This window comes from Rhizobium sophoriradicis, from assembly GCF_003939025.1.
GTDB lineage: Bacteria > Pseudomonadota > Alphaproteobacteria > Rhizobiales > Rhizobiaceae > Rhizobium > Rhizobium sophoriradicis.
The window spans coordinates 97,065-110,122 of record NZ_RQIH01000019.1 but is presented as its reverse complement, the minus strand read 5'-3'; the positions used below and the strand labels follow the sequence as shown (position 1 = coordinate 110,122).

At 58.8% G+C, this 13,058-nt stretch carries 11 protein-coding genes and 1 pseudogene; 6 read left to right on the top strand and 6 right to left on the bottom strand.

Features of this window, described 5'->3' with window-relative positions; translation table 11 throughout:
• The first annotated feature begins 193 nt into the window (after window positions 1-193).
• On the top strand, window positions 194-577 hold the full coding sequence (locus EFR00_RS27535; RefSeq protein ID WP_342635102.1) for an aldehyde dehydrogenase family protein: 384 nt from the start codon (window positions 194-196) through the stop codon (window positions 575-577).
• Between the two features lie 470 nt (window positions 578-1,047).
• Here EFR00_RS27535 and EFR00_RS27530 read toward each other — a convergent pair whose 3' ends face one another.
• A complete protein-coding gene (locus EFR00_RS27530; RefSeq protein ID WP_077988866.1) occupies window positions 1,048-1,737 on the bottom strand; it encodes a haloacid dehalogenase type II in 690 nt (229 codons plus the stop codon).
• A gap of 527 nt (window positions 1,738-2,264) precedes the next feature.
• Here EFR00_RS27530 and EFR00_RS27525 point away from each other — a divergent pair.
• The 3 genes from EFR00_RS27525 to EFR00_RS27515 all read left to right on the top strand — a co-directional run bounded on the left by EFR00_RS27525 (window position 2,265) and on the right by EFR00_RS27515 (window position 5,507).
• A complete protein-coding gene (locus tag EFR00_RS27525; protein ID WP_077988867.1) occupies window positions 2,265-3,341 on the top strand; it encodes a phosphotransferase in 1,077 nt (358 codons plus the stop codon).
• Between the two features lie 8 nt (window positions 3,342-3,349).
• Window positions 3,350-4,720, top strand: coding sequence for an aspartate aminotransferase family protein (locus EFR00_RS27520; protein WP_077988868.1), 1,371 nt, complete (start codon window positions 3,350-3,352; stop codon window positions 4,718-4,720).
• Between the two features lie 145 nt (window positions 4,721-4,865).
• Complete coding sequence (locus EFR00_RS27515) at window positions 4,866-5,507, top strand: GntR family transcriptional regulator (protein WP_225882578.1); 642 nt, start codon at window positions 4,866-4,868, stop codon at window positions 5,505-5,507.
• A gap of 40 nt (window positions 5,508-5,547) precedes the next feature.
• Here the strand turns inward: EFR00_RS27515 and EFR00_RS27510 are convergent, their stop codons facing one another.
• From EFR00_RS27510 to EFR00_RS27500, 3 genes are all read right to left on the bottom strand, one after another.
• The gene (locus tag EFR00_RS27510) at window positions 5,548-6,396 is read right to left on the bottom strand and encodes a GNAT family N-acetyltransferase (protein WP_077988869.1); all 849 of its coding nucleotides are present in this window, start codon (window positions 6,394-6,396) and stop codon (window positions 5,548-5,550) included.
• A 146-nt stretch (window positions 6,397-6,542) separates the two neighbouring features.
• A complete protein-coding gene (locus tag EFR00_RS27505; RefSeq protein ID WP_040112450.1) occupies window positions 6,543-6,896 on the bottom strand; it encodes a cupin domain-containing protein in 354 nt (117 codons plus the stop codon).
• Window positions 6,897-6,978: 82 nt separating this feature from the next.
• The gene (locus EFR00_RS27500; protein WP_077988870.1) at window positions 6,979-8,487 is read right to left on the bottom strand and encodes an NAD-dependent succinate-semialdehyde dehydrogenase; all 1,509 of its coding nucleotides are present in this window, start codon (window positions 8,485-8,487) and stop codon (window positions 6,979-6,981) included.
• Window positions 8,488-9,164: 677 nt separating this feature from the next.
• On the opposite strand from EFR00_RS27500, the gene EFR00_RS27490 reads away from it, so the two are divergent.
• A complete protein-coding gene (locus EFR00_RS27490; protein ID WP_077988871.1) occupies window positions 9,165-9,608 on the top strand; it encodes an Lrp/AsnC family transcriptional regulator in 444 nt (147 codons plus the stop codon).
• 34 nt (window positions 9,609-9,642) lie between these two features.
• Here EFR00_RS27490 and EFR00_RS27485 read toward each other — a convergent pair.
• Window positions 9,643-9,769: pseudogene (locus EFR00_RS27485) on the bottom strand (NAD(P)-dependent oxidoreductase); the annotation flags it as partial.
• Between the two features lie 138 nt (window positions 9,770-9,907).
• On the opposite strand from EFR00_RS27485, the gene EFR00_RS27480 reads away from it, so the two are divergent.
• Window positions 9,908-10,837: a LysR family transcriptional regulator gene (locus EFR00_RS27480; protein WP_077988872.1), complete on the top strand. Its 930-nt coding sequence runs from the start codon at window positions 9,908-9,910 to the stop codon at window positions 10,835-10,837.
• Here the strand turns inward: EFR00_RS27480 and EFR00_RS27475 are convergent.
• Complete coding sequence (locus EFR00_RS27475; protein WP_077988873.1) at window positions 10,831-12,255, bottom strand: aldehyde dehydrogenase family protein; 1,425 nt, start codon at window positions 12,253-12,255, stop codon at window positions 10,831-10,833. The genes EFR00_RS27480 and EFR00_RS27475 overlap by 7 nt on opposite strands.
• Between the last annotated feature and the right edge of the window lie 803 nt (window positions 12,256-13,058).

Genomic DNA, 13,058 nt, shown 5'->3' with positions numbered 1-13,058 from the left:
CGTTTCACCTTCGGTCAGCACACCAACCCGATCGCCGTTGAACATGTGCGATCCGCCATATCCTCTGTGCAAATACAAATGGTCTGCCGCGGGCGAACCGCGGCTTTCATTCGGCAGGGACGACAGACCGAGTATGAGAGCGACCAATGAAACACGCCCACAGGTTTTATATTGAAGGGGGGGTCGCTTCGTTGTGTCGAGAACATGTGAGGTCATCGATCCCTGTACGGAGCAATCGATCGGTACGATCGCACTCGGCAGTGCCGCCGATGCGGAAAAGACGGTCGCGGCCGCGCGGCGGGCCTTTGCCTCCTTCTCGCAGACGACCAATGAAGAGCGCATCGAACCACTGAAGCGCATTGTTGGTGATCCAGAAGCGCCGCAACTACGAGCTAGGCGAAATCAGCTCACGGGAAATGGGCGCGCCGCCCTCCATCGCCCGGGCCGAGCAGGCGGGCATGAGCGCTGTCATTTCGAGCAGGCGATCAAGGCCATCGAGAAGCTTTGCCTTCGACTACCCATAGCAGGGTTGTCGAAAGTGGTTACCGAACATCGGGCTTTTCCCGACACTGGCTGAAGCGGATAAAGGTCGCCTCACATCGACAATAAGACGGGAACATGGCCGCCGCTGTTGCTCGGCCACCAGAGGCTGGAGAGCACCGGCGCAATACTTCGGGATCGAAGTCGACCACACCTTAACCATTCCAGAGCGAGTTGAAACGGAGCTTGTGGCTGCGGCTTCTAATTGAAGCGCCCTTTCTGCAGGATCCAACCGAAGATCGACTTGGCCCAGCCATCTCCCACGCTTGCGGACGAGCGCTGTGGGCCCCAATCAATGGTTGAGGAACAGCCTCGGTTATTCGAAAGCGGACATGGATAGCGGCAGCGCACCAAACGCGCCCCGATCCCGACGTTCGGATCGCACCACAGCCGAACGCCGGCAAGTCACGCGTACGCAAGGGAGGCCATGCTTGCCCTCCGAACGATAAAGAGAAGGGGCGAAGGACCGCCCCGGTCTCATTAGCAAAATGGCCTGAGCCCTGATTTTCAGGCACGCTTGAGAGCTGGCTCCAGGCCAACGGCGGCAGCCAACCCGCCGATATCCTTGATCTCAGTGTATTCGTAATAGGGATTGGCCGGCTCATGGCCGCGGTTGACCCAGACCTTGCTCTTGATGCCCAGGTCATAAGCGGTCATCAGGTCGTAGCGGAAGGATGAGGAGACATGGGTAATGTCTTCCGGTCCGCAGCCGAGCTTGTCGAGCATGTATTCGAAGCCCTTCATCAGAGGTTTGTATGCCCCGACTTCTTCTGCCGTGATTACCATATGGATGGGCGCGCCCAGCTTTTCAACATTCGACATGATCAGGCTGTTCATGGAATTGGACAGGATGACCAGCGGGATTTCCTCGGCCACCCTGGACAGACCAGCCGGGACGTCAGGATGCGGACCCCAGGTTGGCACCTCGTCATAGATGCGTTGCGCGTCTTCGGGTTTGAATGGGATACCGATGCGCTTGCAGCTGCGTTCGATTGAATTGTGCACTACTTCGACAAACGGTTTCCATGGCCCTAGCACCTCGTCAAGGCGATAGCCCCTGAAAGCCTCGACAAAAGCGGCCATCGCTTGAGAGGAGAGGCGCTCGCCGTAGACGCGCCGAGCAGCGCCGGCCATATCGAAATTGGTGAGCGTGCCGTAGCAGTCGAAGGTTACGTACTTCGGTCGAAATTGGGTCATTGTGTGTATTCCCTCCAATTTTCATGGCACGGTGTGCCGATCCAAGGTCATCGTAGCGGGCCTGCCGCCTGTCTAATAAGGTCGCCGTTCCGATAGACCGCGATGCAGCAGCGGCGCAGGAAACTCTGCGAATCCGTAACTGGTCACTTCCGCTGCCTTTGTTGATCCCGGCTAATCCAGCCAACCGGAAGACTCCAACTAGTTTGCTGCATTCCGACCAGTGGGTGCACACTGACATAACTTTGTCGCTATGGCAAGAGATTGTCCAACAATCCTTAGTATTTTCTCTTGGGTCGCTTTCCGACGACTTGTGTGTCGTCGCTCCTCAACTTACAACCGAGTGGCCATTTTCATTGTTTTAACGCTGAAATATCTAGTCGATTTTCGAGCAGAATATCCAATAGACCCCGCTCTTTCGTCGCCAGCGAATCGACCCGATCTCTCCATCGCAGAAAAAATTGTTGTACAAAAATTGCGGATGTGAAATATTGCGGTCCATCGAGCCCCACTCTCGAGGCAGGATCTGAATGAGTTTGAAGATGGGTCATAAGCATCAGCGCGGGCCAGCACGCGCCGCTGAGCTGTCCGAGGCGTGCCATCCCGTTGGCGCTACGGAAGCTGAAGCAATCGCCGAACGGCTCTATGGTACACGCGGCTCCGCAACCCGCTTTGAAACCGAGAAGGACGACACGTTCCTCCTGGACTGCGCGGCCCAGGGGAAGTTTGTGCTCAAGATCGCTCATCCTTCTGAACGCATAGAGGAGCTCGATTTCCAGGTCGCGCTGATGCGTCATCTCGAGCAGCGAGCCCCCGATCTACCCATCCCCCGCACACTTCGCGACGTCGACGGGGTGGATTTGCCGATCGTCACCACGAGTGCCGGCGAGCGGCGAGTGGTGCGGCTCATTAGCTTCATGGCCGGCACCCCGCTCGACCGAACATTCTGCACAGCCCCACAGCGCGAACGGATCGGGGAAATTCTGGCAAAGCTGCGTCATTCCATGGCCGATTTCTCGCATCCCGCTGACGGTCGGGCGGTGGCATGGGACGTCAGCCATCTGCTCGACCTCAGAGATCTATTGAGCTTCATCCCTAAAGGCAGCAAGCGGGCATGGACAGTCAGCGCGCTCGAGCGGTTTGCCGAAATCAAGCCTGAACTCGACCTGTGCCGGCGGCAAGTGCTCCACAATGATTTCAATACGTCGAACCTGGTCGTCGATCATGCCAGCCCGCGATTCCTGACCGGCGTCATCGACTTCGGCGATGCGGTCCGCACCGCCATCGCCGTCGACGTCTCCACGGCGTTAATGAATCAAATGCCAAAAACATCCGACCATGGGAACCGGTGTGACCTGTTCGACGCACCGCGCGACGTTTTGCGCGGCTATCTCCGTCATGCCGACCTGACAGACGAGGAGCTTCGACTCATCCCGTTCCTAGCAATGGGCCGTCTTGCGGTTCGTGCGCTGCTGACGTGCTGGCGCGCCGAGATATTCCCAGAGAATAGCCGCTACATCCTGCGCAATACCGAAGCCGGCTGGGCCCACCTCGAGTGGTTCCACTCGATTTCCGCCGCCCAGATTTCCGATCTTCTGACACGATAGGAACCACAATGTCCAAGCAAGCGACTACTCTGCCTAAGGGCTTCCGTGGCGACATGCCAAATGGCTTCAACCCTCAGGACACGTCTCATCTCACAAGTGAAGATCTGGCGCATGTCGCCAGGCGGCAACGGCTGCTCGGGCCGGCTTATCGGCTCTTCTACAAGTCGCCGGTTGAGATCTCACGTGCCAAGGGCGTTTTCCTCTATGACAAGCACGGCAACGAATATCTCGATGCCTACAACAACGTAGTATCGCTGGGTCACTCTCATCCGCGTGTCGTCGAGGCGATCCAGAAGCAGCTCGAGGTGCTCTGTACCCACACGCGTTACATGCAGGAGCCCCTGCTGGACTATGCCGAAGCACTGATCGCTACGTTCGGTGGCGAACTCGGCCGCACCGGATGTGCAATGTTCACATGCACGGGCTCGGAAGCGAACGATCTCGCCCTGCGAATCGCGCGTTACCACACACGCAAGACCGGTGTCATCGTCACGGCGGAAGCCTATCACGGCAACAGCGGCGCGGTAGCGGCAATCTCGCCGTCGCTCGGCAGGAAGTCGGCTTTGGATCCCTATCTCCGGACGGTCGCCGCGCCAGATTCCTATCGCCTGCCTGTCGAGGAAATCGGCCGGCGGATGGCGGAGGATGTCGCGCGGCAGATCGCCGACATGGAGCGGCATGGCGGCGGCCTAGCGGCCTTCATCGCCGACTCCGTCTTCTCCTCCGATGGTCTCTACGTCGAACCCACGGACGTATTGGCGCCGGTGGCGGAAGTGGTGCGCAAGGCGGGCGGCCTGTTCATTGCCGACGAAGTGCAATCCGGATTCGGGCGGACCGGCACCCAATTTTGGGGTCACCGGCGTCACAGGGTCGATCCGGACATCGTTACTATGGGCAAGCCCATGGGCAACGGCTATCCCGTCGCCGGCGTAGTCCTGCGGCCCGAACTCGTCGCCGACTTCGGATCCAGCATGCGCTACTTCAACACGTTTGGCGGCAACTCCGTCGCTATCGCCGCTGCAAGGGCCGTACTCGACACGATCCTCGAAGAGGGACTGTTAGACAACGCCGTCAAGATCGGCGCAGAAATCCTCGATGGCCTCAGGGACCTGCAGAAAAAATATGAATTCGTCGGCGATGTTCGTGGGACCGGCCTCTATTTCGCGGTCGAACTCGTCAAGGATAGAGACCGGAAAACGCCGGACATGGACCGTGCGCTTGCAGCCGTCAATGCCTTGCGCGATCGGCGCATTCTCATTTCCGCGACGGGAGCGGACGCGCATATCCTGAAGATCAGGCCCCCGCTCATCTTCACATCGGCCAACGCGGCGCGTCTGCTCGAGGGCGTCAACGAGGCGCTTCGGTCCGTGCAGACATAGAACCCGCCACCATGCAGCCAGTAGGCACAATATCATTTCCCTTGCCCGCGTCGCCGCATGTGGCGTAGGCATGCGAACTGATCAACGAGCAGAGCCAAAAGCCATGCCGCCGCTGCCCGCCAAGAATAGAGCCGAAGATCCAGAGATGAACGTCGAGCCCTTGCCGGCCAGCGCGGTTGACATCCTGACCCACGCGTTGCGACGGCGCATCTTGTCGGGGGATTTCCGACCGGGCGAGTTCCTCCGCGACGTGAAGATGTGCGAAGAGCATTCGACCTCGCGGCACACATTCCGTACAGCAGCCCAGGTGCTCGTCACCCAGGGCCTGCTGCGTCAAATACCGAACCGAGGCTTTGTAGTGCCCGAATTCGGGCCGGACGATATTGTCGATATCACACGCGTGCGCGGCGCCATTGAGGGCGAGGCCATTCGACTGATCGTACTGACCGGCGTCATCCCGTCCCAAGCGCTGGAGGCGGTCGACATTATGCACAGGTCGACTCTATCGGCCGACAGATCCCTGTTGGTTGCTGCGGACCGGGACTTCCACCGCGCGATCATCGCCGCTAGCGGTAGCGCTCGCCTGAAGCGGACCTATTCAGACCTCGAGGGCGAGATCGAACTCCTTCTCGCACAGCGGCAGGATTTCTACGCCACCGCCGAAGAAATGGCGGAAGAACATGAGCGGCTCATCAACAGCTTGAGAAGTCGCCACTATGATACGGCGCGGGATGCGTTCCAGGAGCACTGGGAAGATCTCCAGATCAAATTGCTAGATCAACGCTGACCAATCCGCCGTGAATGCGTCGTCACTTCAGACCTTCAGGTCAGCCAACAGCTTGGCTCGCCAGGCAGAAGGTTTGAACGGCCGGTGTTTGAGGTCGGCCTCCAGCACGCCGGACCATCGCAACGACACCACCCTCGTTACGCAGCCCCCATTCTTCGAGGAGGGATGAAAGGCCGCTGTCTTCGGGGATGTCAACTCGCACGACACGACCTTCCTTGCCGGAGAGGATGAAGGCCAGCAAATCCCTCGCCTGTCCAGCGTTTGCCGCAACGACCGGCCCCACGACTTCGCCCTTGCCGAACAGCCGCGTCGCCGCGAAGGCGACAATACCGTCACCGTCCCGAATGGCGGCGAATGTCCCCTCGTTCGCCAGAACATCATGCAGCGCGTCCCGATCGGCGCCGAATGCCGCACTATCGAGCGCCTTGATCGCAGGCAGGGCGGCAGACCCGATCCATTCAACATTTGCAGGAGCATCGACGCGACCGGTGACGCCCTGGTGGCGGGTGATTTTGTGCGTCGTGACGAAACCCAGCTTTTCATAAAGCGGCAAGCCGTCGCTGGTGGCCCTCAAACGGCATTCTCTATCACCGGCGAGTTCCAACACGGCAGTGGTCAATTTTCTTCCCAATCCCTGGCCTCGCTGGCTTTCGTCGACAATGATCATGTTGATGGCTGCACAGGTATCGCCGAAGGGAGTCATAAAGGCGGTACCCACGACCCGATCACCTGCAAGGGCAACGCGTCCCTCACTCAGGGACCATATCATTTCCCAGTCTTCTCTCCTGTGCGCCCAGCCAGCCGCACGCGACAGCGCCACGGCACCATCAAGATGATGAGCCTCGAAAGGCGCAAGAACGATCGATTCCCTTTGCAAGAATTCATCCATTTCGTGGTCTTTCTTAAATCGAGGCGAAGATTGCGGTAACCGCGATTACACTGGTGTCTGTTGAACCATTAAGGGCGTGCCGGCCGGATCGCGCCGTTTGCCCCCGCGAAATTGAGAGGCAATTCGAGGCGCACGACCTCGAATGATCAGGTGACGGTGACGAAGATCTTCCGCACCGTTTCGATCGTCTTCCAAACGCCGATGTAACCCGGCTTCATCACGAAGCTATCGCCGGCGCGGTAAATGACCGGCTCTTTCCCCTTCTCGGTCAATTCGATCACGCCATGGACGAGATGACAGAATTCAAACGTCTCGCCCTTGATGGAGTGCGTTTCACCGGGCGTCGCCTCGAAAACCCCCGTATTCACTGTGCCGTCTTTTGCGGTGTCCTGCAGCCAGGTCTTGAAAGCCGGGCTACCAGCTATGAGGCGATCCGGCTCGGCAATTCGCTGCTTCGGCTCGAATGACGGATTCGGGTCAATGGTTTTCAGCAGGGACATTGATCTCTCCTATTCTGGCTGGAGCCACCCGCTTTGTCCGGATAGTTCCAAGCCGATCTGATCTGAGTTGATCGCGGCGCACCTACCAGGTGGCGGCGATATATTTCGTTTCGAGATATTCGAGCATTCCGTGGTGGCTGCCTTCGCGTCCGAGGCCGCTCTGTTTCATGCCGCCGAACGGCGCGGCAGCGTCGGAGACAACCCCGCGGTTGATTCCGACCATCCCGCTTTCCAGCCTGCCCGCGACAGCGAGCGCCCGCTTGAGGTCCTGGCTAAAGACATAGGATACCAGCCCGTATTCGGTATCATTGGCCAACTCGACGGCCTCATCCTCGGCATCAAATACAATCACCGGCGCAACCGGACCGAAGATTTCTTCGCGAAGGATCTCCGCGTCCGCAGAGACGTCGGCCAGAACGGTTGGCAGATAGTAGAAACCTTCGCCGTTTACTCTGCTCCCGCCGGTCACCAGGCGGGCACCCTTGGCGATAGCGTCGTCGACTAGGCGCTCCACCTTGGCCACTGCGGCATCCGTTATCAGCGGACCAAGCTGCGTATCCGCCAGCAGCCCTGGTCCGACATTGAGCGCTGCCATCTCTTCCGCGAAGCGCCGTGTGAAATCAGCCGCAATTCCCTTTTGAACGTAGAACCGGTTTGCAGCCGTACAGGCCTCCCCGCCGTTGCGCATCTTGGCGACCATTGCCCCGGCGACAGCCGTCTCCAGGTCGGCGTCATCGAATACAATGAAAGGCGCGTTGCCGCCCAGCTCCATTGAGCAACTGACAACCTGGTCCGCGGCCTCGCGCAGCAGTATCCTGCCAACGCCTGTCGACCCGGTGAACGACAGTTTCCGGACCCGCTTGTCATGCAGCATTGCGCTGACCACTGGGCCTGCCTTTTTCGTGGGAACGATATTGACCACTCCTGCGGGAACGCCTGCCTGCCGCATGAGTTCTCCGATCGCGAGCGCCGTAAGAGGCGTCTCGGCTGCGGGCTTGAGGATGCAGGTGCAGCCTGCAGCCAAAGCTGGAGCAATTTTTCGGGTCGCCATTGCTGCCGGGAAGTTCCATGGCGTTACCAATACCGCGATACCAATCGGCTCATGACTCACGATGATCTGGTTTGCGCCCGAAGGTGATAGTCCAAATTCACCCGGGGCCCTTACCGCTTCCTCGGCATACCAGCGGAAAAACTCCGCCGCGTAGGCGACTTCCGATCTCGCATCCGGAAGCGCCTTGCCATTCTCCACGGTAATCAGCTGCGCCAGCCACTCTGCTTGTTCGACAAGAAGGTGAAAACACTTCATCAGAATATCCGCGCGCCGGCGTGGCGAGGTTAGCTTCCAAGCCCCGGCCGCCTTTTCCGCCGCGTCGACGGCCGCTATTGCATCCTGGATATCACCATCACAAACCGTAGCGATCGCATCGGCACTCGAGGGATCGATCACATTGAAAGTCCTGCCAGCTTTCGCCGAGACCCATTCGCCGCCGATGAACAGTTGGCTGGGCGCATTGCTTGCTACAGCAGCTGCCTGCGAAGGGGCAGCACGGCCTTTTTCTAGTGTCGGAGTTGTTTTCACGTTCAGCACCATTAGCTACCAATCAGGATTGTTGTGCGATCAATATAGAATTGGTTTCGTGATTGGTGTCAACATAGATCAAATTGGTCTCGTCGATTATTTGTGACATGGGGTCCCTTGCCCCAAACCGCTGCGCACAACAAACGGCCGCGCCACTCTGTGGCTGCCGATCGATTGGCTGCCGTCGTCAGCTTCGTACCAGGCGCCTCACCTAGGTTTGCAGGCCCGGCCAAATGCCTAAGCCCGGGTCGTGTGATGGCTCGATCCACACTGTCTTGGAACGACGGGCAAAGCGCACATCAACTGATCTTCCGACCGGGGCAGTTAATGGCACATTAGTCCAGGGGAACGTCTTTTTTCTCGGCGATGAAGTCAGCGGGGTCATCAACTTCAGGCTACAGCATGAGGATGCGCCCGCGTCGGAGCTTGCTGACGTGCTTGTCGGTTGGGCGGGCGAAGCCACCGGGAACCTGAGCAAAGAGAGGCCGCGAGCGCTGCTGCAGGTTATCAGGGAGCGCGATGCGTGACGGATGCGATGCGGAAAGGGAGGCGCTGCCAGGTTTCACAATGGCTTCGATTTCGAGGCGATATACGAGCCGGAAAGAAAGAGCCTTACTGCCGGAGATCTCCGTGTTAGCTTATCGGCCGGTAACGCCGGACATCCTAAGGTTAGCGACCGTTCAAGTTCCATGAAATATCTTCTCGATCGAACTGACGAACAGATACTTGTCGAGTTGAAGGCTAATGCCCGAATCTCGCATGCGGAGTTGTCGGCGAAGGTGAACCTTTCCCGCAATGCCGTGCGGGTGCGGATCGAACGGTTGGAGCGAGAAGGCTTCATCAAGGGATATACGATCGTTACCGGCGATGGAGGCAAAAGCCAACACGTCACGACCGCATTGATTTTCGTCTATCGTCACGATCGCATGAGGGGCGGCGACGTCATTCAGGCGTTACGGAAGATTCCGGAAGTTGTGGCTTGCGACGTGATGACGGGTGATTTCGACTTGCTCGTTCGGGTCGAGTCCCACGAGGCTGACCGCATCCGGCAGATTTGGCAGTTGATTGCCGAGATGCCCGGCGTGCGCGATACGCTGACTGCGTTCGCTCTCTCCTCTGTAATCCGAAAATAGTCCAGTGTATCGGTTCGGCGTTCAAGCCCAATCGAGCCGCAATGAGCGCGTCGTGATCGAGTTGCGGGCCGCGCCACACGTGGACGAGCGCCGCGCTGGCTGGCAGCCGTCTCGAAGCGCCCGGCGTCGAGCAACCCTTCCGTCTCTTGCGTCAGCGGCAGCGGCAGAAGATGCCACATGGTGGGCTCCGTCTGGGGCTAGAATCCATTAATCCGATTTCCAACCCGAGGCTCATCTTGTCGCCAAACCCTAAAGATGGCAATTAACACTCAGTGAATTAGCGCTTCAGGTACAGATTAATGCTCACGTCCGACGATCTAGCTTTCTTTTCGGTTCTCACGGGCTCGAAATCTCTCGCGGAAAGCGCACGAAAGCTGGGCGTGACACCTCCGGCGGTGACCCAGCGCCTGCGCGCGCTTGAAGAGAAAGTCGGGGTAAGGCTGATCGACCGGTCCGGACGCCATCTTCGTCTGACCGAAGAGGGCTCACTGGTCGCTTCTCACAGCGTCATTGTCAGCGATGCCATAGATTCCCTTGCTGAAGCCTTGGCTGATCGGAAGGGTGCAGTTCGCGGGCACCTAAGGGTCGCCGCGCCTCACGGGTTTGGAAGGATCTACGTGGCCCCGGTCGTGGAAGCGTTTGCTCGAGAGCATCGCAGTGCCTCCGCTACCCTGCAATTGTCCGACCATCCCACAGCGCTGATCGTCGACAGTTATGAGGTGGTTGTTCACATCGGGGCATCCGCGCATCTGGACCAGGTGGTGACGACACTGGCGCCGAACCATCGAATTCTTTGCGCAAGTCCAGAATACCTCGCTTCGGCTGCGCCCATTTCTACGCCCGCCGATCTGGCGCGACATCGCTGTCTCGTCGTTCGCGAGAACGAGGAGGATGTAACGCTCTGGCGGTTCAAGGGATCGCGGCAGGAAAGTGCGACAGTGCGCGTTAATCCTGTCATGTCGAGCAACGATGGTGCCGTCATTCGGGATTGGGCGCTGGCTGGTCAGGGCATCTTGATGCGCTCCGAATGGGCCGTTGCAGAAGACCTCGCCAAGGGACGGCTGAGACAGGTGCTTCCCAACTGGAAGCTTCCGTCAGCCGATATCGTCGCCATCCTCGGATCGCGGCACGGCCGAAGTGCGCGGACGGCCGCTTTCCTGACGATGCTTCGTCAGTCGCTGAAACCACTGCCCTGGCGAGCCGACCCCGCCGAGCCGCCCAGTCAATAACCGAGGATGGACTTCGTCTCGAGATACTCTTCGAGCCCGTATACACCATACTCGCGGCCATTACCGGATCGCTTGTAGCCACCGAACGCGGCCGCTCCGTCCCATGCGGGATAGTTGATATGAACCTGGCCGGCACGAATGCGCAGCGCCACCCGCCGCGCCCGCTCCGGATCTGGAGACTGGACATGGGCGCCCAAACCATAGACGGTGTCGTTGGCAATGCTGATTGCCTCTTCCTCGTCCTTGTAGGGCATAATCGAAAGTACAGGACCGAATATCTCCTCACGAGCGATGCGCATGTCGGGTTTCACCTCCGAAAAAATCGTCGGCTTCGTGAAAAAGCCGCTGTCGAGGCCCGCCGGCCGCCCCAGACCACCGCACAGCAGTTTGGCGCCATCATCGATTCCCGCCTGAATCATGACCTGCACGCGGTCAAACTGAGCCCGATTGGCAATCGGGCCCATGTCGGTCGCCGGATCAAGCGGGGCGCCGACTCGGATGGCCCTCGCAGTGGCGCTTGCCAATTCCTCCACCTCCTCGAGCCGATGTGCGGGGACGAGCATGCGCGTCGGAGCACTGCACGACTGGCCCACATTGCGCATACCGGCAAGCACGCCCTTCGCAACCGCCTCACTGAAGTCGGCATCGTCGAGCAAAATGTTCGGCGACTTCCCGCCAAGTTCCTGAACCACGCGCTTCACGGTCGGTGCGGCCGCCTGGGCGACGAGTACTCCTGCGCGGGTGGAACCGGTGATCGAGATCATGTCAACGTCAGGATGGCTGGCGAGTGCTGCTCCGACGCTCTCGCCAGTGCCGTTGACAAGATTGAACACGCCTGGCGGAACGCCGGCATCGTGCATCAACTGGGCGAAGAGCAGAGCGCTAAAAGGTGACAGTTCACTAGGCTTGAGCACGACGGTGCAGCCTGCCGCGATCGCCGGAGCGACTTTGGCGGTGATCTGGTAAAGCGGCCAGTTCCAGGGTGTGATCAGCGCGCACACCCCGATCGCTTCCTTGGCGGTCGCGGTGCGCCCGTCAACGGTCACGAACCGATACTTATCGAGTATCTCCATCTGGACACGGATGTGCTCGGCAGCAAATGGCACTTGGGACGCTTGCGCGAAGCTGATCGCTGCTCCCATTTCCATGACGAGCGCTTCTGCGAACGTCTTCGCTCTTTCCATGAGGAGCGAATGCATCCTGCCAAGCAGGGCGAGCCTTTCCGGCACAGATGATTGAGAAAAGGCGGGGAAGGCCCTGCGCGCCGCGGCAACCGCTAAATCGACATGATGAGCATCGCCCGCGGCAATCTGCCCGACGACTTGTTCCGAGGCGGGATCCACGACCGGTAAACGAGCTAAATAGGCGAATTCCTGCCATTCCCCTCCAATATAAAACTGGTTTTTCTCACTGGTCACCGTAGGTTCACCTCGTGTCACAAAAAAGCGGCCGTTCGAACTCTGCGAGAAAAATGCCTGAAACCACTAAGATGACAATTCATGTTGCCTAAAGGGCCGCTTAAGACAGGTGTTAACAATTTCGCATGTTGCACCGGCTACATCTCGCATATTTCTACTTCGAAACCACAATGGCTGGACAGCGAACTTTCACTCAATCCACCCCTGCACAATGGGTTTGGCGGACACAGCTAGCAATGCTGTTTCTTTCCCTCAGTCACATGCTGAAGAGCAAGACAGGCTGCATCAATTCCGTGTCGCGGAGCGCTAGCTCAGTCAGATAGGCCGCACCGCCGCTTCCAGTACCATAAAGGCAACGAGCAGAATGAGGGCATCGATGCCGAGGCCCCTACCGCCCAGTACAAGAGGCGGCTGTGTTCTTGCTGTGTGCCAGGGCGCATACGCCAGTATGCACGTGGGCCTCGGCGATTTCGCTTTAATACGATCACCGAACAAAATAATATTGCTTATTGATCGGCAACTTCAGCAGCCCACCACTCCCTGGGGTGCTTAAAGTAACAAGTGTGGGACGGAGACCTGAAGCCAAGTGCAAAGCGCCGTTCACGTGCCTTTCCCCTCCCAGGGTATATTGGCTGCCGTTGAACAGGTCCGTCGGCAGCAGTTTTTTCTGCACGCAGGAGACACAGAAGATCATTGAGCGCTTCTGCCCTGGGCTCAGAGTCCCGCAGCCGCGTGATTGAGGAGCGGCAACTCGCCAGCGAAGAGCGATGATCGAGGCTGCGGAAATCCGTCATCCTGGCTAA

Coding starts and splice junctions, on each gene's coding strand:
- EFR00_RS27530 (WP_077988866.1), bottom strand. CDS start 1,737: ATGACCCAATTTCGACCGAAGTACGTAACCTTCGACTGCTACGGCACG.
- EFR00_RS27525 (WP_077988867.1), top strand. CDS start 2,265: ATGAGTTTGAAGATGGGTCATAAGCATCAGCGCGGGCCAGCACGCGCC.
- EFR00_RS27520 (WP_077988868.1), top strand. CDS start 3,350: ATGTCCAAGCAAGCGACTACTCTGCCTAAGGGCTTCCGTGGCGACATG.
- EFR00_RS27515 (WP_225882578.1), top strand. CDS start 4,866: ATGAACGTCGAGCCCTTGCCGGCCAGCGCGGTTGACATCCTGACCCAC.
- EFR00_RS27510 (WP_077988869.1), bottom strand. CDS start 6,396: ATGGATGAATTCTTGCAAAGGGAATCGATCGTTCTTGCGCCTTTCGAG.
- EFR00_RS27505 (WP_040112450.1), bottom strand. CDS start 6,896: ATGTCCCTGCTGAAAACCATTGACCCGAATCCGTCATTCGAGCCGAAG.
- EFR00_RS27500 (WP_077988870.1), bottom strand. CDS start 8,487: ATGGTGCTGAACGTGAAAACAACTCCGACACTAGAAAAAGGCCGTGCT.
- EFR00_RS27490 (WP_077988871.1), top strand. CDS start 9,165: ATGAAATATCTTCTCGATCGAACTGACGAACAGATACTTGTCGAGTTG.
- EFR00_RS27480 (WP_077988872.1), top strand. CDS start 9,908: ATGCTCACGTCCGACGATCTAGCTTTCTTTTCGGTTCTCACGGGCTCG.